The following is a 21,630-nucleotide window of genomic DNA, read 5'->3' as shown; positions in this document are numbered from 1 at the left end:
CGATCGGTCAGCAGGAAACCATCAGCCGTTCCGGCGGTTCGAGCCCAGGGACTCCGGCGGGATCCATCGCCGGTTTCCAGAGTAACCGATCACACACGAAGGATTTCCTTTGCGATTCGATTACTTAGGTGTCCTAAGCACATAATGGGTCGATGACTTCCACACACCTCGACGGGCCCGCTCTCGACGAGCCCGATCCGCACTACAAGTGGATCGCCCTGTCCAACACCACCCTCGGCATGCTGATCGCGACGATCAACTCCTCCATCGTGCTGATCGCACTGCCCGACATCTTCAAGGGCATCCACCTCAATCCCCTGCTTCCGGAGAACACCAGCTACCTGCTCTGGATGATGATGGGCTTCCTGGTGGTCACCGCCGTCCTGGTGGTGAGCTTCGGCCGGCTCGGCGACATGTTCGGCCGCGCCCGCATGTACAATCTCGGTTTCGCGGTGTTCACCGTGTCGTCGATCTTCCTCGCCATCACCTGGTTCGACGGCTCCGAGGCGGCGCTGTGGCTGATCTTCTGGCGCATCGTGCAGGGCGTCGGCGGCGCGTTCCTGATGGCGAACTCGTCGGCGATCCTCACCGATGCCTTCCCGGCCAATCAGCGCGGCCTGGCGATGGGTATCAACGGTGTCGCGGCGATCGCCGGTTCGTTCCTCGGCCTGCTCATCGGCGGTGTCCTGGCCCCCATCCAGTGGCACTACATCTTCCTCGTCTCGGTGCCGTTCGGCGTGGTCGGCACCGTCTGGGCCTACCTCAAGCTCCGCGACACCGGCGTCCGCACCCGCGCGAAGATGGACTGGTGGGGCAACATCACCTTCGCCGTCGGCCTGATCGCCGTGCTCGTCGCCCTGACCTACGGCATCCAGCCCTACGGTGACTCCGACATGGGCTGGACCAACCCGTGGGTCCTCGCCGCGCTCATCGGCGGTCTCGCGGTGCTGGCGGTCTTCGTGGTGATCGAGTCCCGGGTCGAGAGCCCGCTGTTCAAGCTCTCGCTGTTCAAGAACCGGTCGTTCGCGTTCGGCAACGCCGCCAACCTGATGGCGTCGATCGGCCGCGGCGGCCTGCAGTTCATCCTGATCATCTGGCTGCAGGGCATCTGGCTGCCGCAGCACGGGTACGACTACTCGCAGACCCCGCTGTGGGCCGGTATCTACATGGTGCCGATGACGATCGGCTTCCTGATCAGCGCGCCGCTCTCCGGCGCCCTGTCCGACCGGCTCGGCACCAAGTGGTTCACCACCCTGGGCATGCTGCTCACGGCGGGCACCTTCGTCGCGCTGATCGCCATTCCGGTCGACTTCACCTACTGGGTGTTCGCGGTGATCCTGCTGATCAACGGCATCGGCATGGGCCTGTTCGCGTCGCCGAACCGCGCCGAGGTGATGAACTCGCTGCCCGCCGACTCGCGTGGCTCCGGCGCCGGCATGATGACGACCTTCCAGAACGCCTCGATGGTGCTCTCGATCGGCATCTTCTTCTCGCTGATGATCGCCGGCCTGGCCACGCACCTGCCCACAGCGATGTACTCCGGTCTCACCTCGAACGGCATGCCGACCGACGCCGCGCACGCCATCGCGAATCTGCCGACCGTCGGTATCCTCTTCGCCGCGTTCCTCGGCTACAACCCGATCGAGATGGTCGGCGGCCCGGCGCTCCAGCAGCTGCCGCAGGCCTCGGTCGATCACCTCACCGGGCTCGACTTCTTCCCGCACCTGATCTCCGATCCGTTCGCCGACGGCCTGTCCGCGGCGTTCACCTTCGCGGTCGTGTGCTGCGTGCTCGGCGCGATCTTCTCGCTGTTCACCGGCGGGCGCCCGAAGGCCACGGAGTCGACGGTCGCCCTCGGCACCGATGACGCGCCGGAGAGCATCGGCGAGGAGCTCGCCGCGGTGGCCGCGCAGGCCACCGGCGAGGCCCCCTCGGAAGTCGTGCGGCAGTAGCCGCGACAGCCGGTCAGCGCGCGCGACACCCGGCAGCCGACGCGACAGGTGCGACCGTCGCTTCGGCGCCGGGTGTCGCGCTCGTCGGCCGGGTGTCGCTTCCGCGCGGGGCTACGGCCCGCCGACCAGCCGCGGCACGACGCGCACCAGCACCACCATTCCGATCAGCTCGACCAGCGTCTGCAACACGGTGACGCCCGCGGCGGTGGCCGCCAGTCCGCCCGGGAGCGCCAGCGCCAGCGGCAGGACCACCAGCGAGTTCCGGGTGACACCGGAGAACAGCACCGACCGGCGCTGCGGCACCGTCAGGCCCAGCCGCCTGCCCCCGAACACGCCGAGCGCGGCGCCGAGCGCCGTCATCGCCACCAGGAACAGCGCGTACACCCCGGCGACCGGGGCCAGCGTGCCCAGCCGGCCGGCGAGGCGCGGCACCTGGGACGCCACCACGACGAACAGCACCGCCGCCATCAGCGGCACCATCGCCGAGGTCGCCACCCGCTCCACCCGCCGCCCCGCACCGCCGGACGACGACCACCACTGCGTCAGCCAGGCGAGCAGCAGCGGCACGACGATCAGTCCGGCGAACGCTTCCAGGAACGGGCCGGCGGCGACGACGTCGCCCACGCCCCCGCCGAGGAAGAGCCACAGATACACCGGCAGCAGCGCCATCTGGACGATCAGCAGTACCGGCGTCGCCGCCAGGAGCCGCGCGGCGTCACCGCCGGCCAGCCCGGCGAACACGATCACATAGTCCACGCACGGGCACAGCAGCACCATCAGCACGCCGATTCGCACGGCCTTCTCGTCGGGCACCAGCCCGAACAGCGCGGCGACCACGAGCGGCGCCACCAGGAAGTCGGTCACCAGGACCGCGGCCAGGAAGCGTCCGCCGCGCAGCGCGTCGAGCAGCCGGGCCGCCGGGACCTGCAGAAAAGTGACGTACAGCAGCGCGCCCAGCAGCGGTGTCGTCGCCGGGCCGAGGCCCGAGAACACCTGCGGCGCAAGCAGTCCCGCGGCGAGCGCCGCGGCGATCGCGCCCAGGTACGCGACCACCTGGAATCGCTCGAGCACGGGCACGACCCACACGGTAGCCCAGTGTCGCCACGCCCGATTCGCCCGGCGTGTCAGGATAGCCGGCATGTGCTTCAGTGCGACTGCCAGCTTTGTCGGTGCGGGTGTGATCGGTGCGACGGGTGTGGCCACCTTGACGCTGGTGAAGGACAAGCGCCAGCTACCGTTCGCCGCCCTTCCCCTCCTCTTCGCCATCCACCAGGCACTCGAAGGCTGGACCTGGCTGGAACTCGGGCACGACACCGACGCGCAGTTGTCCGGCTGGGGCGTCCACCTGTGGGTGCTCTTCGCCTGGGCCATCCTGCCCATCTTCATTCCGTGGTCGGTCTGGCTCATGGAGCCGGACCGGCGGCGACGGACCTGGCTGATCGCACCGATGGTGGTCGGCGCGATCACCTTCGCGTACATGGTCTACCTGTCGGTCCAGCCGGAGGTCCGCGTCGAGGTGATCGACAGCAACCTCGATTACCACCTCGGCACCCCCTTCAGCGCCGCCTACATGGCCGTCCCGTACGTGTTCGCGACCTGTTTCGCGCCGATGATGAGTTCGTTCCGGTGGGTCATCGCCCTCGGGGTGGGCAATCTGATCGGCATGAGCGTCGCCGCCGCGATCAAGGCCGCCGACTACTCGTCGATCTGGTGCACCATCGCCGCGTTCCTGAGCCTGATCGTCTTCGGCCACTACCTCAGCCAGTACACCGGCAAGGCCGCGGGAAAGCCTGTCGGCCACGGCCCCGCAACCGCGCCGGCATAGAAGCGCATTTCGACACGTTCCTCGGCTAGCGCCTCGTCACGGCTCAATGGGCTACTCACCGGGTCTCCGCTAGCCCGTCGAGCCGGTGAGGAACGAAGTGACGAACCATGCCGAAACGACCGCCATCAGCCCGTCGAACCGGTGAGCCGAACCATGTCGAAACGACCGCCATCAGCCCGTCGAACCGGTGAGCCGAACCGTGCCGAAACGACCGCCATCAGCCCGTTGAGCCGGCGAGGAACGAAGTGACGAACCGTGTCGAAACGCCCCTCTATCAGCCCGTTGAGCCGGTGAGGAACGAAGTGACGAACCGTGTCGAAACGCCCCTCTAGCAGGGGGTTCGGTCAGCCCGCCGACGACACGTACTCCGCCAGATGCCGGCCGGTCAGCGTCGAACTATCGGCGACCAGATCCGCCGGCGTCCCGGTGAACACGACACGCCCGCCCTCGACACCGGCGCCGGGGCCCAGGTCGACGATCCAGTCCGCGTGCGCCATCACGGCCTGGTGATGCTCGATCACGATCACCGACTTGCCGGAGTCGACCAGGCGGTCGAGCATGCGCAGCAGCTGGTCGACGTCGGCCAGGTGCAGACCGGTGGTCGGCTCGTCGAGTACGTAGACCTCGGCCTTGTCGGCCATCGCGGTCGCCAGTTTGATGCGCTGCCGTTCGCCGCCGGACAACGTGGTCAGCGGCTGGCCGAGCGTCAGATAGCCGAGGCCGACGTCGAGCAGCCGTTCCAGGATCTTCGACGCCGCCGGAGTACGCGCCCCACCCGCGGCGAAGAAGTCCCGCGCCTCGTCGACCGGCATCGCGAGCACCTCGGCGATGTTGCGCGGGCCGCCCGGCGACTCGCCGTCGCCCAGCAGGTATTCGAGGACCTCCGGCCGGAACCGCTTGCCCTCGCATTCCTCGCACGGTGAGGCCACCCCGGCCATCGTCACCAGGTCGGTGTAGATCACGCCGTTGCCGCTGCACACCGGGCAGGCGCCCTCCGAGTTCGCGCTGAACAGGGCCGGTTTCACCCCGTTCGCCTTCGCGAACGCCTTGCGGATCGGGTCGAGCAGCCCGGTGTAGGTGGCCGGGTTGCTGCGGCGGGAGCCGCGGATCGCGGTCTGGTCGATCGCGATCACCTCGTCCCGCGGCGACACCGAGCCGTGGATCAGTGAACTCTTCCCGGACCCGGCCACCCCGGTGATCGCCACCAGCACCCCGAGCGGGAGGTCGACGTCCACGTCGTGCAGGTTGTGCGACGACGCGCCGCGGATCTGAAGGGTCCCCGACGGCGCACGCACCGCATCCTTCAGCGCGGCGCGGTCGTGGAGATGCTGTCCGGTGAGCGTGCCGGACGCCGCGAGCCCCGCGAAGTCACCCTCGTAGCAGACCTCGCCGCCGCCCGATCCGGCCCGCGGTCCCAGATCGACCACGTGGTCGGCGATCGCGATCACCTCGGGCTTGTGCTCGACGACGAGCACGGTGTTGCCCTTGTCGCGGAGCCGGCGCAGCAGGTCGTTCATCCGCGAGATGTCGTGCGGGTGCAGGCCGACGGTGGGCTCGTCGAACACGTAGGTGACGTCGGTGAGCGCCGATCCGAGATGCCGGATCATCTTGACGCGCTGGCCTTCGCCGCCGGACAGGGTGCCGGTCGGCCGCTCCAGCGTGAGATAGCCGAGCCCGATCTCGACGAACGAGTCGAGGGTGGCACGCAGATTCTCCAGCAGCGGCGCCACCCGGGCGTCGTCGAGCCCGGCGACCCAGTCGCGCAGGTCGACGATCGGCATCCGGCAGGCGTCGGCGATGCTGATGCCGGCCACCAGGCTGGTGCGGGCGTGTTCGGCCAGGCGGGTGCCGTCGCACTCCGGGCAGACGGTCTGCGTCACGGCACGCTCGATGAACGCCCGGATGTGCGGCTGCACCGCGTCGATGTCCTTGCTCAGCATCGACTTCTGGATGCGCGGCAGGATGCCCTCGTAGGTGATGTTGATGCCGTCGACCTTGATCCGCGTCGCCTCCTTGTGCAGGAGCGCGTCCCGTTCCTTCGCGGTGAAGTCCTTGATCGGCTTGTCCGGATCGAAGAAACCGCTGCCGCCGTACACGCGACCGTACCAGCCGTCCGGGGTGATGCCGGGCACCTTGATCGCGCCGCCGGAGAACGACAGGTTCTCGTCGTAGATCTCGGAGAGATCGATGTCGGCGACGGTCCCCATCCCCTCGCAGCGCGGGCACATGCCGCCGAGACTCTCGAAGGTCTTCTTCACCGCCTTCTTGCCCGCCACCTTGATCGCGCCGCCGCCGCTGACCGTCGGCACGTTGAACGAGAACGCGGTCGACGGCCCGACGTGCGGCGTGCCCAGCCGGCTGAACAGGATCCGCAGCATCGCGTTGGCGTCGGTGATGGTGCCGACCGTCGAGCGCGGATTTCCGCCGATCCGTTCCTGGTCGACGATGATCGCGGTGGTGATGCCGTCGAGCACGTCGACGTCGGGGCGGGCCAGTGTCGGCATGAACCCCTGGACGAAGGTGCTGTAGGTCTCGTTGATCAGGCGCTGGCTCTCCGCGGCGACGGTGCCGAACACCAGCGAACTCTTCCCCGAGCCGGACAGCCCGGTGAACACGGTGAGCCGCCGCTTGGGCAGGTCGACGTCGACGTCCTTCAGGTTGTTGACGCGCGCGCCGCGCACCCGGATCAGGTCGTGACTGTCGGCCGGTGCGGCTGGGGCGGAATCGTCGATGCGGCGGGGCGACACGGCAGAGGGCATGGCAGTCATTGTTCCCTATCGCACAGGCGCGATACTGGACCGCGTGAACAAGCTCCGGCGCACCTCGTGAAGACGACGCATGCGCGCGAACGCGTCGCCTCCGTCGTCACCGGCCTGCAGGGGACGCTCCTCTTCGCGATCGCCGCGAATCTGGGCCGCGCCAACATCACCGACCGGGCGATGACGCTGGCCGGGCAGGCGTTCACCTCGATCCTGCCGGTGATGATCGTGATGACCTCCATCCCGGTGTCCGGCCCGATCGAGCACGCGATGGACCGCATCACCATCCAGTGGCTCGAGCTCGACCCGAACCAGCCGCTGACCGCGGGCCCGGCCACCGCGTCGTTCGGTGTCCTCGGCGCATTGATGACGATCATCGGCGCCACGTCGTTCTCCCGCGCCCTCGACCGGATGTACGCCGAGGCGTGGGGCATCCCGAAGCTCGGCATCGCGGGCTGGTGGCGGTGGCCGCTGGTGATCGGCGCCATCGTCGCCGGCATCACCGTCGAGGTCTTCCTGGTGCGCAGCTGGCCGTACAGCTCGGCGATGGTGTTCGAGACGATCCTCAGCGCACTGCTGTGGGCGCCGGTGTGGGCGGCGATCACCCGCCTGCTCACCGCCGGCCGGATCCCGGGCCAGGCGGTCCTGGCGACCGGTGGTGCGATCGGCGTCGCCGTGTCGCTCTACTTCCTGGCCACCCAGATCGGGTTCTCCCGCATCCTGGCGAACGCCGAGACCCGATTCAGCACGCTCGGCGTGGTCTTCGTGGTGATCGGCTGGCTGTTCGTGTACTCGTGGATCGTCGTCGGCGCCGTGGTGGTGACGCAGACCGTGATGACCTGGCGCGATCAGCTCGCCCGGAACAGCGCCTCGTGAATCGCGTGGTCGATCTCGCCCTTGCTCTGCGCGTCGACGTTGGCGGCCACGCCGAAGACGATGGTGCGCGGACTGGTACCGGCGATCAGCACCGTGAAGTCGTCGGAGGTGATCGGGCCGCGCGTCACCGGTACCGAACCGACGAGCGTCACGGTCTTCGCGGAGCTGTTCTCGATGGATCCGTCGCGGGTGTCGTTGATGATCGGCGTCCGGGCGTTGGTGTTGGAGTAGCCGGGCGTGTCCAGTAGGCAGCCGGCGAACTTCTTGGCGATGTCGCCGAGGTCGCCGGTGAAGTCGTCCGGCAGGGTGCCGACGGTCAGCTGAGCCTGCCACTGCTGCCCCACCGGCCGGGACACCACGATGCCCTGGGCATCGGTGAAGAAGGGCAGCACGCTTCCCGGATCGGGCGACCAGCCGGCCGGCAGTGCCGCCGCCGGAATCCGGATCGGGCCCGTTTCGAGATTCGCTTCGGTCGTCGACCGGGTGGTCGGCGTCCCGAGGGCGCACTGCGTCGGCACACCGTTCACGACCACCGGATCGGCCGTGGTGCTCGGCGGGGTGCTGAGCTCCGGCGACGAGGTGATGACCGGGGCGCTCGACGAGGCGGTGTCGTGACCCCCGCCCTTGCCGCCCAGCGCCACCACCAGCACCACCGCGATCACCACGATCAGCGCGACGCCGCCCAGGATCGCGGCGAGCGCACCGGCGCCGAGTCCCCCGATGACGCCCTTCTTCTTTCCGGCGGGCGGAAGCCCGCCGCCGTACGGGGCGCCGGTGACGCCGTACACCGGCGGATAGCCGCCACCGCCGGCGGCCGGATAGCCGGCCGGTCCCTGCTGCGTGTACGGCGCGGTCTGCGGCGGCCCCTGGGGCGGGATCGCGCCGTAGGGGTTCGACGCCTGCGGGTTCGAGGTGTGGGGATTCGACGCCTGCGGATTCGAGGCGTACGGGTTCGACGCGTAGGGGTTCGCGGCGGGTGCCGACGGCACGGTCAGCGACGGCACCGTGATCCCGCCGGAACCGACGGTGGGCACGTCGTTGGCGGGCGGCGCGGGCGCGAACGCCTCCGGGGCCGGTTCGGTGCCGGTCAGCGCCACGTGCAGCGCGCGGGCGAAGTCGACGGGCGAGTCGTACCGTTCGGCGGCCGGCCGCCCGGCCCGCGCCAGCACATCGTCGACGGCCGCCGGGATCTCGGGCCGCATGGTGGTGACGCGCGCCCCGATCGGCTCCCCGCCGATCAGCAGGAACGCCGCGAAGTCCGCGAGGGCGCCCTGATCGGCCCGTTCAGCGAGACCGGGCACGTGACCGGACGGCGGCAACGCCAGCCCGCCGATCGCGTAGCGCCGTCCCGCTCCACCCCCGTCGACGACGAAGACCTGGGCGGGATCGAGCGTGCTGACCACGAGCCCGCGGGCCCGCGCCTGCTCGAGCGCACCGGCGACGGCGACGACCACGGCCGCCGCGTCGGCCGGGGCGAACGCCCCGGACTGGCGGACGAGCGCCGCGGCGGTCGGGGCGGCCAGGTATTCCGAGGCGACCCAGAGGCGGCCCTGCTCGTCGCCGTATCCGCGGATCGCCACCACCGACGGATGGCCGAGTGAGGCCGCCTTCTCCGCGGTATCGAAGAACGCGCGGCGGTAGGCGGGATCGGCGCCCCGCGACTCGGGAAGCAGCAGCAGGCTGTCTTCCGCGGCGGCCTGCGCCGCCTTGACGAGGTAGCTCTCACCGGCCTCGGATACCCCGAGCGATCCCACGACGCGCAACCCAGCAAAGTCCTGTCCGGTACGAAGCATGGGCCCACACTATCGGCCCGGCCGCCGATCCGATGTGCGCGAGTGGCCGATTCGGCTCCGCGGCCGGGCCGCCGACCCCTAGTGTTTGAACCCACGGGGCGAGCGAAGGGCGCCATGCAGACCATCAATACGGTGACGGGACCGATCGACGCGGAGGAACTCGGACGGACTCTCGCTCACGAACACGTCTTCGTCGTGAACGAGGACTACCGGCTGAACTTTCTTCCCGAGTGGGACGAAGACGCGGAGGTCGCGAACGCGATCTCCGTCCTCGGCGAACTCAAGGCGCTCGGGATCGACAGCCTCCTGGACGCGTCGGTCGCCGGGATGGGCCGCAATGTGGCGCGGGTCCGGCGGGTCGCCGAGCAGGTGGAACTGAACATCCCGGTCGCCACCGGCCTGTTCACCTACAACGACCTGCCGTTGCAGCTGCACTACACCGGTCCGGGGCTCGGCTTCGACGCCGCCGAGCCGCTGGTCGAGGCCTTCGTGCGGGATCTGACCGAGGGCATCCCGCACAGCGGCGGCGCCAAGGCCGCCTTCCTGGTGTGCGTCATCGAGGCCGAGGGCCTCACCCCCGGCGTCGAGCGGATCATGCGGGCGGTGGGCCAGGCCAGCGTCGCCACCGGCGCACCGGTGGTCGTGCACACCAATCCGCACACCCGGTCCGGGCTCATCGCCCAGCGTGTCCTCGGCGAGGAGGGCGTCGATCTGCGCCGCGTGATGCTCGCGCATTCCGGCGACACCGGCGACCTCGAGTATCTCCGCAGGCTCGCATCGGCCGGCTCGATCATCGGCCTCGACCGCTTCGGCGTCGACGTGCTGCTACCCCACGAGGTCCGGATGGCGACGCTGCTGGCGCTGGTCGGCGAGGGCTACGCCGACCGGATCGCGCTGTCGCAGAGCGCATTCTGTTTCAGCGACTGGTTCGACCCCGCCAAACAGCCGAAGGTGACGCCGAACTGGAACTACCGGCAGATCAGCGAGCGGGTGATCCCCACCCTCATCGGTGAGGGCATCGCGCCGTCGACCATCGACACCATGCTGGTCGACGTGCCGCGCCGATTCCTCGCCGGGGATCCGGATCCGGGACTTCCGGCCCCGATTTCGCTGATTTCTGGACTTAGTACAGAAAACTAGGCAGCATGGGGTCATGACCGATCACCGCCCCGCCACGACGACGGCGCTCACCGCGTCGATCCGCCAGGCCGGCCTGCGGGTGACCCGGCCCCGGCTCGCGGTGCTGCAAGCCGTCGACGCTCACCCGCACGCCGTCACCGAGGCGATCCTCGGTGAGGTCCGCGAGCAATTGCCCGAGGTGTCCCGGCAGGCCGTGTACGACGTGCTGCGCGCCCTGACCGACGCCGGCCTGCTCCGCCGTATCCAGCCCACCGGGCATGTGGCGCGCTACGAGACCCGCATCGGCGACAACCATCACCATCTGGTGTGCCGCGACTGCGGTGACGTCCGCGACGTCGACTGCGCGGTCGGCGACGCACCGTGCCTGGAGGCCGCGCAGACGCACGGCTACCTCATCGACGAGGCCGAGGTGGTCTATTGGGGCCTCTGCCCCGACTGCGCCCGGCGCTCGTCCACCCCCGCCGAACTCCCACAGACCCCCTGACCCGTCCAGCCCGATCCACCGCAGACAACCGAATCCTCGGTCCATCGAAAGGAAACCCCGTGTCCGACGAACAGCCCCTCGCCGAAGTCGATGACAGCAAGGCCGGATGCCCGATTCACCAGCTCAAGCCGCCGACGGAGGGCGGCGGCAACCGTGACTGGTGGCCCAATCAGCTCAACCTCAAACTCCTCGCCGAGAACCCGGCCGAGGGCGACCCGTATCCGAGTGACTTCGACTACGGCGCCGCCTTCGAGACCATCGACCTCGACGAGCTCAAGGCCGATCTGGTCGCTCTGATGCGCGACTCGAAGTCGTGGTGGCCGGCCGACTACGGCAACTACGGCCCGTTCTTCGTGCGCATGGCCTGGCACGCCGCCGGCACCTACCGGATCGCCGACGGCCGCGGCGGCGCCGGACACGGCATGCAGCGCTTCGCCCCGCTCAACAGCTGGCCGGACAACGCCAGCCTGGACAAGGCCCGCCGCCTGCTGTGGCCGCTGAAGCAGAAGTACGGCGCCAAGCTGTCCTGGGGCGACCTCATCATCTTCGCCGGCACCTTCGCCATGGAGTCGATGGGCCTGAAGGTCTTCGGCTTCGCCGGTGGCCGCACCGAGAAGTGGGAGCCCGAGGAGGTCTACTGGGGCCCGGAGACCACCTGGCTCGACGATGAGCGCTACACCGGGGACCGCGACCTCGACAACCCGCTCGCCGCGGTGCAGATGGGCCTGATCTACGTCAACCCGGAGGGCCCCAACGGGAACCCCGACCCGCTGAAGGCCGCGATCGACATCCGCGAGACCTTCGGCCGGATGGCGATGAACGACGAGGAGACCGTCGCCCTGATCGCCGGCGGACACACCTTCGGCAAGACCCACGGCAACGGCGACGCCGAGGTCCTCGGCCCCGAGCCCGAGGGCGCGCCGCTGGAGAACATGGGCCTGGGCTGGAAGAACCCGACCCGCACCGGAGTCGGCACCGACGCCGTCACCTCGGGGCTGGAGGGCGCCTGGAACAGCACCCCGACCACGTGGGACAACAACTTCTTCTGGACGCTCTTCGGTTACGAGTGGGAGCTCGGCAAGAGCCCGGCCGGCGCCCAGCAGTGGCATCCCAAGGACAACGCCGGTGCGACCAGCGTGCCCGACGCCGGTGACCCCGCCAAGAAGCATCAGCCGATGATGCTGACCACCGACCTGGCGCTGCGCTTCGACCCGATCTACGAGCCGATCTCCCGCCACTTCCTGGAGAATCCGCGCGACTTCGAGGACGCCTACGCCCGCGCCTGGTTCAAGCTCACCCACCGCGACATGGGCCCGGTCTCCCGCTACCGCGGCGCCCTGGTCCCGGACGAGACGCTGATCTGGCAGGACCCGGTGCCGCCGGTCGACTTCGACCTGATCGACGACGGCGATGCCAAGGCCCTCAAGAAGGCCATCCTGGACTCCGGGCTCACTCCCGCCCAGCTGATCAAGGCCGCGTGGGCCTCGGCGGCGTCGTACCGCAACAGCGACAAGCGCGGCGGCGCCAACGGCGGCCGCGTCCGGCTGGAGCCGCAGCGCAACTGGACGGTCAACGAGCCCGAAGAACTGGCGCACACCCTCGAGGTGCTGGAAGGCATCACCGACAAGTTCAACTCGTCGACCGAGGGCCTGATCGGCCACCTGCGCCACGGCGACAAGAAGGTCTCCTTCGCCGACGTCGTGGTCCTGGCCGGCAACGCCGCGATCGAGGAAGCGGCCCGCGCCGGCGGCTACGACCTGACCGTGCCGTTCACCCCGGGCCGCACCGACGCCACCCAGGAGCAGACCGACGTCGAGTCGTTCCACGCCATGGAGCCCCGCTGGGACGGCTTCCGCAACTGGGTGTCCGACGACGCCGTCGTCCCGGCGGAGTACCTGCTGGTCGACCGTGCTCAGCTGCTCGGCCTGAACGCCCCGCAGATGACCGCGCTGATCGGCGGCCTGCGCGTGCTCGGCGCCAACCACGGCGACTCCGAGCTGGGCGTGTTCACCGACCGGCCGGGCGTCCTGTCGCAGGACTTCTTCACCAATCTCCTGGACATGGAGATCGAGTGGAAGCCCACGGACGACGGCACCTACGTCGGCTCCGACCGCGCCTCGGGCGAGAAGAAGTGGACGGCCAGCCGTGTGGATCTGGCCTTCGGCTCCAACGCGCAGTTGCGGGCCCTGGCCGAGGTCTACGGCCAGAGCGATTCGGGCCGCAAGTTCGTCGACGACTTCGCCGCCGCCTGGGCCAAGGTGATGGACAACGACCGCTTCGAGCTGCGTCGCTGACCTGGCGAAACCCCCGATGACGGGCCCGGGTCCGCACACCGCGGAGCCGGGCCCCGTCGTCTGCCGACGCCGCGATTCTCGGTTTTGCAGCAGTTGTTACATAGGGTAGCCAATGCTAATTTCTCGCCATGACTCTCGATTCGGACGTCGCCGAGGCCGGTGAACAGCCCGCCGGGGACGACGCCCCGGCCGCACGTACACGGCCGGCGTCCGCACCGAAGAGACGAACGCGCAAGTCCCCGGCACGTAAGCCGGTGCGGCGGGCGCTCATCCTCGCGCACCGCTGGCTGTCGCTCGTCCTGGGGCTGGTGCTCGTCGTGATCTGCACCTCGGGTGCCCTGGTCGTGTACGAGCCGGAGATCGACCGCGCCACGCATGCCGAGCAGTTCCACGCCACCGACTCGCCGAACCCGGTCACCTTTCAGCAGGCGATCGACGCCGTTCACCGCGCCGACCCCGGCTTCGCCCCCGCGTATGTCAGCGAGAAGGGCGGCGTCTACATCCTGAACTCGTCGGACTCCTCCGGTGGCGCCTACTTCGTCGACGCCGGCACCGGGCGGGTCAACGGCCGGGCGAACCTCCAGCACGGGCCGATGGGCTTCCTCACCAATCTGCACGACTGCGGGCTCACCTGCGAGGGCTACACGGGCTACGCGGCCTGGCTCAACAGGCCGTCACCGGTCGCCGGCACCACCGCGTTCGCGGGAATGACCTGGGGCGCGGTGATCCTGGCGCTGACCGGTGCGCTGCTGGTCTTCCTGGCCGTCTCCGGCGTCGTCATCTGGTTCCCGGGGCTGGCGAAGTGGCGCCACGGCTTTCGCGTCCGCCTCGGCAAGGGCCGGTTCGCCCGCGACTACGACCTGCACAACGTCATCGGCATCGTCGCCGCCGTCCCGCTGTTGATCTGGGGCCTGACCGGGATGAACTTCGAGATCCCGACGCTGTCGCACCTGTGGTACTCGGCGACCGGCGGCGTCGATCCGGGTGACGACCAGTACTCGATGGACGGAGACGGCACCGGGCCCGCGATCACCCTCGACGACGCGATCGGCGTGGCGCAGGCGCGGTACCCGGGGGCCCGGATCACCTGGATCGGCCTGCCGTCCGAGGGATCGGAATACTATTCGGTCGACGTCCTGGACGGCGACACCGACCTCTGGCGCGGCAGCGCGACCTACCACGGAAACCGGAGCATCGGCGTCGACGCGCACGATCCGACGATCGTCAAAGTGTTCTCCGGGCCGCCGAAGACCGTGTCCAACACGATCATCGACCAGTGGGCGCAGCCGACCCTGCACTACGGGCAGTCCGTCAACGGCTGGTGGCGGGCCCTCTGGTTCCTCTTCGGTCTGACCCCGCTCGCGCTGATGATCACCGGGCTCAGCACCTGGCAGTTCCGCACCGCGACCAAACGCCGCCGCAACCGCGCGGCCGCCCAGCGCCACGCGCAGTGAACCGGACGGCCGGCGCCCTGGTCTGCGGCGTGATCCTCGCCTGCGCGGTGTGGTCGCTCATCCGCGCCCTGCGCCGGGAACCGCCGCGCTGGCCGGATACGGCGACGGCGCTGATCATCGTGGCCGCGCTGTCGTGGCTGGCCACCGGCTTCTTCGCCTGGGTGCGGCACACCGCCGAGCCGGCGCGCCCGGAGGTCTTCACCGGCTACGCGCTGACCGCGGCGGCCCTGGTCGCCGTCGGGGTCCCGGCCTCGGCGCGCGCCGGCGGGCGTCTCGCCGACGTCGCCCGGTTCGCCGTCCTGCTCCTCGCCGCCTTCACCTGCTGGCGGGCCGAACAGGTCTGGCTCTTCACCCGCACCTGACCGACTGCTAGCATTGCAGTCATCGACTGCACGGCGTCACGAGGAGAGATCATGGCCACACTCACCATCCGGGGTTTCGATGACGACCTGCATGCCAAGCTGCGTGTACGAGCCGCACAGCACGGCCGCTCCATGGAAGCGGAAGTGCGCGCCATCCTCGAGGACGACCTGACTCGCTCACCGAAGCGCTCCGGCCTGGGCAGCCGGATCCATGCACGATTCGCCGAACTCGGCGACTTCGAGACCTCCCGAGCCACCGACGCGCCGCGGGCGGCAGACCTCGAATGATCGTCCTCGACACGAACGTCTTGTCGGAGTTGTTCCGCCCGGAACCAGATCGGCACGTCCTCGAATGGCTCGACGATCAAGACGCCGCGGATACCGCGACCACCGCGGTGACCTCGGCCGAGCTGCTCTACGGTGCCGCCCGGCTACCCGCGGGCCGCCGGCGGACGGCCCTCGCCGCCGCGATCACGGCAGTGCTCGACGAAGATCTCGCCGGACGGATCCTTCCGTTCGACGCCGTCGCCGCGGTCCACTACGCCGAGATCGTCACCGAACGCGAACGACTCGGCCTTCCGATCGGCGCCCCGGACGCCCAGATAGCGGCGATCTGCGCGGCGGAAGACGCCACTCTCGCCACCCGGAACATCAAGGATTTTCAGAACATCGGTATCGACCTCATCAATCCCTGGACCGTCTGAACTCGGTCGATATCGGACAGCGGTCCCGGCCGGCCCGGCGGCTTTGTAGATTGAGATCCATGAAACTCGGTCTGCAACTTGGGTACTGGGGTGCGCAGCCCCCGCACAATCACGCCGAACTGGTCGACGCCGCGGAAACGGCCGGCTTCGACGCGATCTTCACCGCCGAAGCCTGGGGCTCGGACGCCTACACGCCGCTCGCGTGGTGGGGCAGCCGGACGCAGCGTCTCCGGCTCGGCACATCGGTGTTGCAGATGTCGGCCCGCACCCCCACCGCGTGCGCGATGGCGGCGCTGACCCTCGACCACCTGTCCGGCGGGCGGCACATCGTCGGTCTCGGCGTCTCCGGCCCGCAGGTGGTGGAGGGCTGGTACGGCCAGTCGTTCGCACGGCCGCTCGCCCGCACCCGCGAGTACATCGACATCATGCGCCAGGTCTGGGCGCGGCAGGCGCCGGTCACGTCCGACGGCGACCACTACCCGCTTCCCTACCGCGGCGAGAAGGCGACCGGCCTGGGCAAGCCGCTCAAGCCGATCGTGCACCCGCTGCGCGCCGACATCCCGGTCTACCTCGGCGCCGAGGGACCCAAGAACATCGCCCTGGCCGCGGAGATCGCCGACGGCTGGCTGCCGCTCTTCTACACCCCGCGGATGGCCGACACCTACAACGAATGGCTCGACGAGGGCTTCGCCCGGGCCGGCGCCCGCCAGACCCGGGAGACCTTCGAGATCTGCGCGACCGCCCAGATCGTCCTCACCGACGACACGGCCGCCGCCTACGCCGGGATCAAACCCTTCCTGGCGCTCTACATGGGCGGCATGGGCAGCGAGGACACCAACTTCCACGCCGAGGTCTACCGGCGCATGGGCTACGCCGAGGTGGTCGACGAGGTGACGGCCCTGTTCCGCGCCGGCCGCAAGGACGAGGCCGCTGCGATCATCCCCGACGAGGTGGTCGACGATTCGGCGATCGTCGGCGACGAAGCGCACGTTCGTGCGCAGATCGCCCGCTGGGAGGCCGCCGGCGTGACCACCATGCTGGTCTCCCCCGGCTCGATCGCGGAGGTGGAACGCCTGGCCGCGCTCGTCGCCGAATGATCCGGGCGGCCGGGGTCGCGACCGAGTGAACCTGCGCCCGCCAAGGTGAACGAAAAGTGAACACGCGGGCAACGCAGCTTGACTTGACCTTGCTGGATGGTTACAAAAGGGAGGACAGTAAACGATCAAAGGAGGAGGACGATATGCGCAATCGCACCAGTCCCGATCTGTCGTCGAGGGTGCGTGGCATCACGCGCCGCCTGAATCAGCGTATGCACATGAGCGCCGCCGACCGGCTGAACATGCAGGTCGCGCACACGCCCGTCGCCGTTCTCGGCAGCGCGGGACGCCGTTCCTGATACGCCCCACATGTAGCGAGAGCCCCGGCCGCCGGCCGGGGCTCTCGTGCATCTAGCGGCGCCGTGACCTGGTCAGATGCCACGCACCGCACGAGCATTCGTAGCAACTCAGCGTCGGTGGGCGGCGTGCACCCGCGGAGAGCGCCAGGATCGCGCCGGTGACGGCGGCCAGCGAAGGATAGGCGATCTTCTCCGGGGTCGGACAGATCGGCGGCTCGTAGTTCACCGGGCGTTCCCGCTTGCGGCGCGGGGCGTGGCGGGCGGCCGTCGCGCGCTCGATCTCGGCGTAGAAGGCCTCGAGCTCGTCGTCGCCGAACCCGCCGTTCACGTCCCGGCGAGCCCGGTGTGATCAGTGTCATATCGCGGGATCACGCGATACACCTTCAGGTCTTTCGGGACGCCCTTCGCCTTGAACCGCCGGCGCTTGACCGCGTAGTTCTCGACACCGGCGAGTTCCAGCGTCGGCCCGCTGGCGTACACCTCGCCGGCGCCGGCCGCGGCGCAGACCCGGGCCGCGATGTTGACGTCGACACCGAGGAAATCGTCGCCGACGGCCCGCGGCGTACCGGTGTGCACCCCGGCGCGCAGCGCGGGCCGGTACGACTCGACCTGGATCGCACTGACCGCGCCGGTGGCCTCGTGGGCCGCCTCGATGGCCTCGGCGCCGTCGGCGAAGACCGCCATCATGCCGTCGCCGAGCGTCTTGACCACCTGACCGCCGTGCGCGACGACCACGCGCTCGCACACGTCGTTCACCTCTTGCATCAGCCGCAGGACCTGATCGTCGCCCGCGTTCAGTGCCCACCGCGAGAAGTCGACCAGATCGGTGAACAGGATCGTCACCTCGGTCGGCTCGGCGGGATCGGGCGCGCGCCGCCCGCTCAGCGCCTGCCAGACGCCCACCGTCGCCAGGCCGAGTTCGCGCACCGCGCTCGGCCGGTCGGCGTTGACGTCCTCCACCGCCCGCGCGAGCCGGTCCAGCGTCGTCGAGTGTCCACGCGCGACCTGCTCGGGCGGCACCAGTTTCCGGGCGAACTGCGCGGCCCGCACCATCGGGGCACTCGCGTCGGTCCGGGCCAGCAGCACCCCGGCCCGCTGCAGCGGCGTGGCGGCCGGCTCGCGGGCGGGGACCACGGCATCGCCGGGAACATTCGCATCGCGGTCCGCGGGTGGGTTCACACGACTCACTGTAGTTCAGGACCCGGCGCGATCACCGGAGACGCTCGGCCTCCCGGGCCAGCCGCACCAGCTCGGCGGACATCTGTGCGACGACGGCCGGCTCCTCGCCTTCGCGCAGCGCCGTGTCCAGGTCTTCGGCGGCGCAGCGCAGCGCGAACATCCGGTCGCCGAGCGCGATGACTTCGTCGGGCGAGAGGATCAGCGCGTCGCCGGGAATAGCCGTGCCCTCGGTGAGCGTTCTCTGTTCGTAGGCGCGCTGCCGGCACGAGCGCTTGCAGTACTTGCGGCGTCGTCCGGTCGCGGAGTCGACCATCTCCCGTCCGCACCACGCGCACGCGTACGGACGGCGGCGGCCGGATCGCTCGGCGGTTTCGGTCACGGGTGCGACCCTACCGCGCGCCTGCCCGGATCGTTCCGGACGCGTAAGATGGTTCTGTTGACCTGAAGTAAAAAGAAACCCTGACCATGAGAGAAATGGGGCTACATGGCTGATCGAGTACTCCGCGGAAGCCGTCTGGGCGCGGTGAGCTACGAGACCGACCGCGATCACGACCTCGCACCCCGCCGCATCGTCCAGTACCGCACCGACAACGGCGAGATCTTCGACATTCCGTTCGCCGACGATGCCGAGGTGCCCGGCACCTGGCCGTGCAAGAACGGTATGGAGGGCACCATCCTCGAGGGCGCCGAGCCCGAGGAGAAGAAGGTGAAGCCCCCGCGCACGCACTGGGACATGCTGCTCGAGCGCCGCTCCGAGGAGGAGCTGGAGGTCCTGCTCACCGAGCGCCTGGATCTGCTGAAGACGCGCCGCCGCGGCGGCACCGCCTAGCTGTACCCGGCCAGGACGTTGGTAGCGGTGTGTCTGCTTGAAACGAGGAGAACCTCTGAGTGGGATGTGGCTTGTCGAAGGCCCACTCCAACCCAGAGGTTCTCATGTCCCACGGTAGTGCCCGTCTCACTGTTCACGGTCGCCGGCTGATCGTTGAACGTCACCAGACCGGCTGGCCTCAATCACATATCGCCGCGGCGATGGGAGTCTCCCGCAAGTGTGTGAAGACCTGGATCGATCGCTTCGCCGCCGAGGGCGATCCCGGTCTGGCGACCCGTTCCTCACGTCCGCACTCGATGCCCACCAAGACCAGCGACGAGGTCGAGCAGAAAGTCCTCGCTGCGCGTGCCAAGCATCGCGACGGCCCTGATGTGCTCGGACCGAAGGTCGGCGTCCCGGCCCGGACGGTGTCGCGGATCTTGCGCCGCCACCGGGCGCCTTATCTGCGTGAGCTCGATCCGATCACCGGCAAGCAGATCCGCTCGCCGAAGCAGACCGCGACCCGGTACGAGCGTGAACACCCTGGTGAGTTGGTGCACATGGACGTCAAGAAACTCGGCAAGATCCCCGACGGCGGCGGGTGGAAGGCCCGCGGCCGCGCCGGCGGCCATCGCGATCGCAAGGTCAAGGCCGGCTACGACTACGTCCACTCGCTGATCGATGATCACTCCCGGCTGGCCTACTCAGAGATCCTGCCCGACGAGAAGGGCGCGACCTGCGCGGAGTTCCTCGAACGCGCGATCGCCTACTTCGCCGAGCACGGCATCACCAGAATCGAACGGTTGATGACCGATAACGCCTGGGCCTACCGGTGGTCACTTCGAGCGGTGTGTGCCGACCAAGCCATCACGCAGAAGTTCATCAAACCGCACTGTCCGTGGCAGAACGGCAAGGTCGAGCGCCTCAACCGCACCCTGACCACCGAGTGGGCCTACCGCCAGGCCTTCACCACCAATGACGAACGTGCTGCTGCGCTTGCGCCCTGGCTGAAGTACTACAACAATGAACGCCGCCACAGCGCACTCGGAGGCAAACCACCGATCAGCCGCCTGTGACCAACCTGATGGCCGGGTACACCTAGCCGGTCCGACTCCCGGCCACCGCCCGCCGGCTGAGCCACGCCGAGCCCGCAAGGGCGAGGCGTGTGTCGAAGCCACCGCATCCCGGGGCCGACCGCCGGGGCAGCTCAGCCTCGGACTCTAGACGACAAACGACTGGCGGCTCCGGAATCATTCCGGAGCCGCCAGTCGTCGTTCGGCCGAAGACTCGGTGTCAGTCGACGGCCTCGGCGATCACGACGATGTTCTGCAGGTAGCTGCGCGCCTGCGCGTCGAAATCGCCGCCGCACGTGATCAGCACCAGCCGCGGCGGACCCTTGATCGAGAACAGATCCTGCGGCAACTCGTGCTTGTCGTACTGCCGACGCGAGACCGCCTTGTACTTGAAGATGCCCTCGCTGGTCGTCACCTCGATCGGCGCACCGATCGGCGTCGACCGCAGCTTGAAGAACGCACCCTCGCCCTGGACCCGGCTGTCGACATGCGCCAGCAGCACCGTCGACCCGGCCTCGGCGGGCTTGGAACCCGGCCGCCACCAGCCCACCAACGACACCTTCTCCGGCGGATCGAGCACGCCGCCGGGCTTGGTGTCGACCGGAACGACCGGCGCGTTCACGCCGATCGCCCGGATCTTGACGTGCGTCGGCGGCTGCGCCTCGGCACTGACACCGCGCGTGGACTCCGTCGACCCGGCCGCGTCCGCCGCCTTGGTCGGCAGATCACGTCCGGAACCGCAGCTGATCAGCACCACGCCGATGACCAGCAACAGCGCGGCCAATACCGCCACCGCCGTCAGCGCCCGGAACCGCGGCTTCGACTTCGGTTCCGGCCCAGGCCCCGACTCAGGCCCCGGACCCGGCTGCACGTTCAGCTGATCGGTCGTCATCGATCAGGACTTCCGCCGCGACGCACGCAGACCGACCGCACCCAGCGAGGCCAGACCCAACGCCACCAGCAACATGCCGATATTCGTCCAGCCGCGGGCCGACGAACCGTCACCGGCGGTGACGATCAGCGGCGGGCGCGGCTGAATCCGCGTCGGATCGTTGCAGGGGTCATACGAATCATGGTTGTCGACCAGCACGATCCGGCCACCAGCCGGACCCGAATAGGCGGCACCGCCGCCGTGGTTGCCGCTGCCGCCACCCTGGCTACCGCCTCCACTGTTGCCGGGGACGGCTCCCTCGTCGACGCAGATGCCGTCGTAGCGGACCGTGCCCGCAACGCAATCGCACCCGCTGCCGTTCCACTGCTCGTTCTCACCGCACAGCGAACTCGGTGCCACACAGACGCCCGACTGCGGACTACGCACATAGCCGGACAGGCAGTCACACCCCGATCCGGTCCACACCTCGTTGAGGCCGCAATCCTGAACCTCCGGGGTGGTCGTCGTCGGAATGAATCACCCCAGGTTTGATGCCGCTCCTTTCTGAGTCCCATCAGGAAGGATGACAATCATGCCCAAGAAGATCGATCCCGCCGTCCAGGCCCGTGCTGAGCGCCTGTGGCGCGAGCACGGCGCCGA

At 69.2% G+C, this 21,630-nt stretch carries 22 protein-coding genes and 1 riboswitch; of the genes, 14 read left to right on the top strand and 8 right to left on the bottom strand.

The features are described 5' to 3' along the window. Positions 1–4: 4 nt before the first annotated feature. Positions 5–80, bottom strand: a riboswitch (Fluoride riboswitch). 72 nt (positions 81–152) lie between these two features. Further along, positions 153–1,952 (top strand): MFS transporter, encoded by a 1,800-nt coding sequence (locus ACSEEN_RS17210; protein ID WP_440713831.1) that lies wholly within the window; start codon positions 153–155, stop codon positions 1,950–1,952. A gap of 111 nt (positions 1,953–2,063) precedes the next feature. Here the strand turns inward: ACSEEN_RS17210 and ACSEEN_RS17205 are convergent, their stop codons facing one another. Next, complete coding sequence (locus tag ACSEEN_RS17205) at positions 2,064–3,029, bottom strand: arsenic resistance protein (RefSeq protein WP_440713830.1); 966 nt, start codon at positions 3,027–3,029, stop codon at positions 2,064–2,066. A gap of 61 nt (positions 3,030–3,090) precedes the next feature. On the opposite strand from ACSEEN_RS17205, the gene ACSEEN_RS17200 reads away from it, so the two are divergent. Continuing rightward, positions 3,091–3,777 carry a DUF6629 family protein gene (locus ACSEEN_RS17200; RefSeq protein WP_440713829.1) on the top strand — a complete coding sequence of 229 codons (687 nt, stop codon included), beginning with the start codon at positions 3,091–3,093 and terminating at the stop codon, positions 3,775–3,777. A 344-nt stretch (positions 3,778–4,121) separates the two neighbouring features. Here ACSEEN_RS17200 and ACSEEN_RS17195 read toward each other — a convergent pair whose 3' ends face one another. Further along, positions 4,122–6,536, bottom strand: a complete 2,415-nt coding sequence (locus ACSEEN_RS17195; RefSeq protein WP_440713828.1) for an ATP-binding cassette domain-containing protein — start codon at positions 6,534–6,536, stop codon at positions 4,122–4,124. A gap of 66 nt (positions 6,537–6,602) precedes the next feature. Between ACSEEN_RS17195 and ACSEEN_RS17190 the strand changes: the two genes are divergently transcribed. Then, positions 6,603–7,412 carry a hypothetical protein gene (locus tag ACSEEN_RS17190; protein WP_247867771.1) on the top strand — a complete coding sequence of 270 codons (810 nt, stop codon included), beginning with the start codon at positions 6,603–6,605 and terminating at the stop codon, positions 7,410–7,412. Here the strand turns inward: ACSEEN_RS17190 and ACSEEN_RS17185 are convergent. Continuing rightward, positions 7,385–9,205: a serine/threonine-protein kinase gene (locus tag ACSEEN_RS17185; RefSeq protein WP_440713827.1), complete on the bottom strand. Its 1,821-nt coding sequence runs from the start codon at positions 9,203–9,205 to the stop codon at positions 7,385–7,387. The genes ACSEEN_RS17190 and ACSEEN_RS17185 overlap by 28 nt on opposite strands. 114 nt (positions 9,206–9,319) lie before the next feature. Between ACSEEN_RS17185 and ACSEEN_RS17180 the strand changes: the two genes are divergently transcribed. The 9 genes from ACSEEN_RS17180 to ACSEEN_RS17140 all read left to right on the top strand — a co-directional run bounded on the left by ACSEEN_RS17180 (position 9,320) and on the right by ACSEEN_RS17140 (position 17,039). Further along, the gene (locus ACSEEN_RS17180; RefSeq protein WP_440713826.1) at positions 9,320–10,345 is read left to right on the top strand and encodes a phosphotriesterase family protein; all 1,026 of its coding nucleotides are present in this window, start codon (positions 9,320–9,322) and stop codon (positions 10,343–10,345) included. A gap of 13 nt (positions 10,346–10,358) precedes the next feature. Further along, positions 10,359–10,829, top strand: a complete 471-nt coding sequence (locus tag ACSEEN_RS17175; RefSeq protein WP_247867768.1) for a Fur family transcriptional regulator — start codon at positions 10,359–10,361, stop codon at positions 10,827–10,829. 59 nt (positions 10,830–10,888) lie between these two features. Continuing rightward, on the top strand, positions 10,889–13,123 hold the full coding sequence (gene katG / locus ACSEEN_RS17170) for a catalase/peroxidase HPI (protein WP_247867767.1): 2,235 nt from the start codon (positions 10,889–10,891) through the stop codon (positions 13,121–13,123). Between the two features lie 128 nt (positions 13,124–13,251). Further along, positions 13,252–14,577: a PepSY-associated TM helix domain-containing protein gene (locus tag ACSEEN_RS17165; RefSeq protein WP_440713825.1), complete on the top strand. Its 1,326-nt coding sequence runs from the start codon at positions 13,252–13,254 to the stop codon at positions 14,575–14,577. Beyond that, complete coding sequence (locus tag ACSEEN_RS17160) at positions 14,574–14,939, top strand: hypothetical protein (RefSeq protein ID WP_440713824.1); 366 nt, start codon at positions 14,574–14,576, stop codon at positions 14,937–14,939. The genes ACSEEN_RS17165 and ACSEEN_RS17160 overlap by 4 nt, the downstream gene beginning before the upstream one ends. Positions 14,940–14,990: 51 nt before the next feature. Next, a complete protein-coding gene (locus tag ACSEEN_RS17155) occupies positions 14,991–15,227 on the top strand; it encodes a FitA-like ribbon-helix-helix domain-containing protein (protein WP_247867764.1) in 237 nt (78 codons plus the stop codon). Further along, a complete protein-coding gene (locus tag ACSEEN_RS17150) occupies positions 15,224–15,643 on the top strand; it encodes a type II toxin-antitoxin system VapC family toxin (protein WP_440713823.1) in 420 nt (139 codons plus the stop codon). Before ACSEEN_RS17155 ends, ACSEEN_RS17150 begins: the two co-directional genes overlap by 4 nt. A 59-nt stretch (positions 15,644–15,702) precedes the next feature. Continuing rightward, the gene (locus ACSEEN_RS17145; protein WP_440713822.1) at positions 15,703–16,740 is read left to right on the top strand and encodes an LLM class F420-dependent oxidoreductase; all 1,038 of its coding nucleotides are present in this window, start codon (positions 15,703–15,705) and stop codon (positions 16,738–16,740) included. 56 nt (positions 16,741–16,796) lie between these two features. After that, positions 16,797–17,039, top strand: a complete 243-nt coding sequence (locus ACSEEN_RS17140) for a hypothetical protein (protein ID WP_440713821.1) — start codon at positions 16,797–16,799, stop codon at positions 17,037–17,039. Positions 17,040–17,091: 52 nt separating this feature from the next. On the opposite strand, the gene ACSEEN_RS17135 is transcribed toward ACSEEN_RS17140, so the two are convergent. The 3 genes from ACSEEN_RS17135 to ACSEEN_RS17125 are packed head-to-tail and all read right to left on the bottom strand — an operon-like array spanning position 17,092 to position 18,531. Next, the gene (locus ACSEEN_RS17135; RefSeq protein WP_247867760.1) at positions 17,092–17,367 is read right to left on the bottom strand and encodes a hypothetical protein; all 276 of its coding nucleotides are present in this window, start codon (positions 17,365–17,367) and stop codon (positions 17,092–17,094) included. Further along, positions 17,364–18,218, bottom strand: a complete 855-nt coding sequence (locus ACSEEN_RS17130; protein WP_440713820.1) for an adenylate/guanylate cyclase domain-containing protein — start codon at positions 18,216–18,218, stop codon at positions 17,364–17,366. Before ACSEEN_RS17130 ends, ACSEEN_RS17135 begins: the two co-directional genes overlap by 4 nt. 31 nt (positions 18,219–18,249) lie before the next feature. Continuing rightward, positions 18,250–18,531, bottom strand: a complete 282-nt coding sequence (locus ACSEEN_RS17125) for a hypothetical protein (RefSeq protein ID WP_440713861.1) — start codon at positions 18,529–18,531, stop codon at positions 18,250–18,252. Positions 18,532–18,702: 171 nt separating this feature from the next. Here ACSEEN_RS17125 and ACSEEN_RS17120 point away from each other — a divergent pair, with 171 nt between their 5' ends. After that, positions 18,703–19,047: an RNA polymerase-binding protein RbpA gene (locus ACSEEN_RS17120; protein ID WP_247867758.1), complete on the top strand. Its 345-nt coding sequence runs from the start codon at positions 18,703–18,705 to the stop codon at positions 19,045–19,047. 104 nt (positions 19,048–19,151) lie between these two features. Further along, on the top strand, positions 19,152–20,102 hold the full coding sequence (locus ACSEEN_RS17115) for an IS481 family transposase (RefSeq protein WP_440713819.1): 951 nt from the start codon (positions 19,152–19,154) through the stop codon (positions 20,100–20,102). A gap of 217 nt (positions 20,103–20,319) precedes the next feature. Here ACSEEN_RS17115 and ACSEEN_RS17110 read toward each other — a convergent pair whose 3' ends face one another. Beyond that, entirely contained in the window at positions 20,320–20,991 is a 672-nt protein-coding gene (locus ACSEEN_RS17110) for a class F sortase (RefSeq protein ID WP_440713818.1), read from the bottom strand. A 3-nt stretch (positions 20,992–20,994) separates the two neighbouring features. Further along, positions 20,995–21,390 (bottom strand): hypothetical protein, encoded by a 396-nt coding sequence (locus ACSEEN_RS17105; RefSeq protein WP_440713817.1) that lies wholly within the window; start codon positions 21,388–21,390, stop codon positions 20,995–20,997. Positions 21,391–21,630: the final 240 nt, after the last annotated feature.

The sequence above is a fragment of the Gordonia marina genome (genome assembly GCF_052036135.1).
Lineage (GTDB): Bacteria > Actinomycetota > Actinomycetes > Mycobacteriales > Mycobacteriaceae > Gordonia.
Note: the sequence above shows the minus strand (reverse complement) of the source record. Positions and strands in the feature narration are given on the sequence as shown.

What these genes read in the sequence shown, in the direction of transcription:
- ACSEEN_RS17115 (WP_440713819.1), top strand. Translation starts at nt 19,152, where the DNA reads ATGTCCCACGGTAGTGCCCGTCTCACTGTTCACGGTCGCCGGCTGATC.
- ACSEEN_RS17110 (WP_440713818.1), bottom strand. Translation starts at nt 20,991, where the DNA reads ATGACGACCGATCAGCTGAACGTGCAGCCGGGTCCGGGGCCTGAGTCG.
- ACSEEN_RS17210 (WP_440713831.1), top strand. Translation starts at nt 153, where the DNA reads ATGACTTCCACACACCTCGACGGGCCCGCTCTCGACGAGCCCGATCCG.
- ACSEEN_RS17145 (WP_440713822.1), top strand. Translation starts at nt 15,703, where the DNA reads ATGAAACTCGGTCTGCAACTTGGGTACTGGGGTGCGCAGCCCCCGCAC.
- ACSEEN_RS17195 (WP_440713828.1), bottom strand. Translation starts at nt 6,536, where the DNA reads ATGCCCTCTGCCGTGTCGCCCCGCCGCATCGACGATTCCGCCCCAGCC.
- ACSEEN_RS17185 (WP_440713827.1), bottom strand. Translation starts at nt 9,205, where the DNA reads ATGCTTCGTACCGGACAGGACTTTGCTGGGTTGCGCGTCGTGGGATCG.
- ACSEEN_RS17125 (WP_440713861.1), bottom strand. Translation starts at nt 18,531, where the DNA reads ATGGTCGACTCCGCGACCGGACGACGCCGCAAGTACTGCAAGCGCTCG.
- ACSEEN_RS17155 (WP_247867764.1), top strand. Translation starts at nt 14,991, where the DNA reads ATGGCCACACTCACCATCCGGGGTTTCGATGACGACCTGCATGCCAAG.
- ACSEEN_RS17180 (WP_440713826.1), top strand. Translation starts at nt 9,320, where the DNA reads ATGCAGACCATCAATACGGTGACGGGACCGATCGACGCGGAGGAACTC.
- ACSEEN_RS17200 (WP_440713829.1), top strand. Translation starts at nt 3,091, where the DNA reads ATGTGCTTCAGTGCGACTGCCAGCTTTGTCGGTGCGGGTGTGATCGGT.
- ACSEEN_RS17120 (WP_247867758.1), top strand. Translation starts at nt 18,703, where the DNA reads ATGGCTGATCGAGTACTCCGCGGAAGCCGTCTGGGCGCGGTGAGCTAC.
- ACSEEN_RS17150 (WP_440713823.1), top strand. Translation starts at nt 15,224, where the DNA reads ATGATCGTCCTCGACACGAACGTCTTGTCGGAGTTGTTCCGCCCGGAA.
- ACSEEN_RS17165 (WP_440713825.1), top strand. Translation starts at nt 13,252, where the DNA reads ATGACTCTCGATTCGGACGTCGCCGAGGCCGGTGAACAGCCCGCCGGG.
- ACSEEN_RS17175 (WP_247867768.1), top strand. Translation starts at nt 10,359, where the DNA reads ATGACCGATCACCGCCCCGCCACGACGACGGCGCTCACCGCGTCGATC.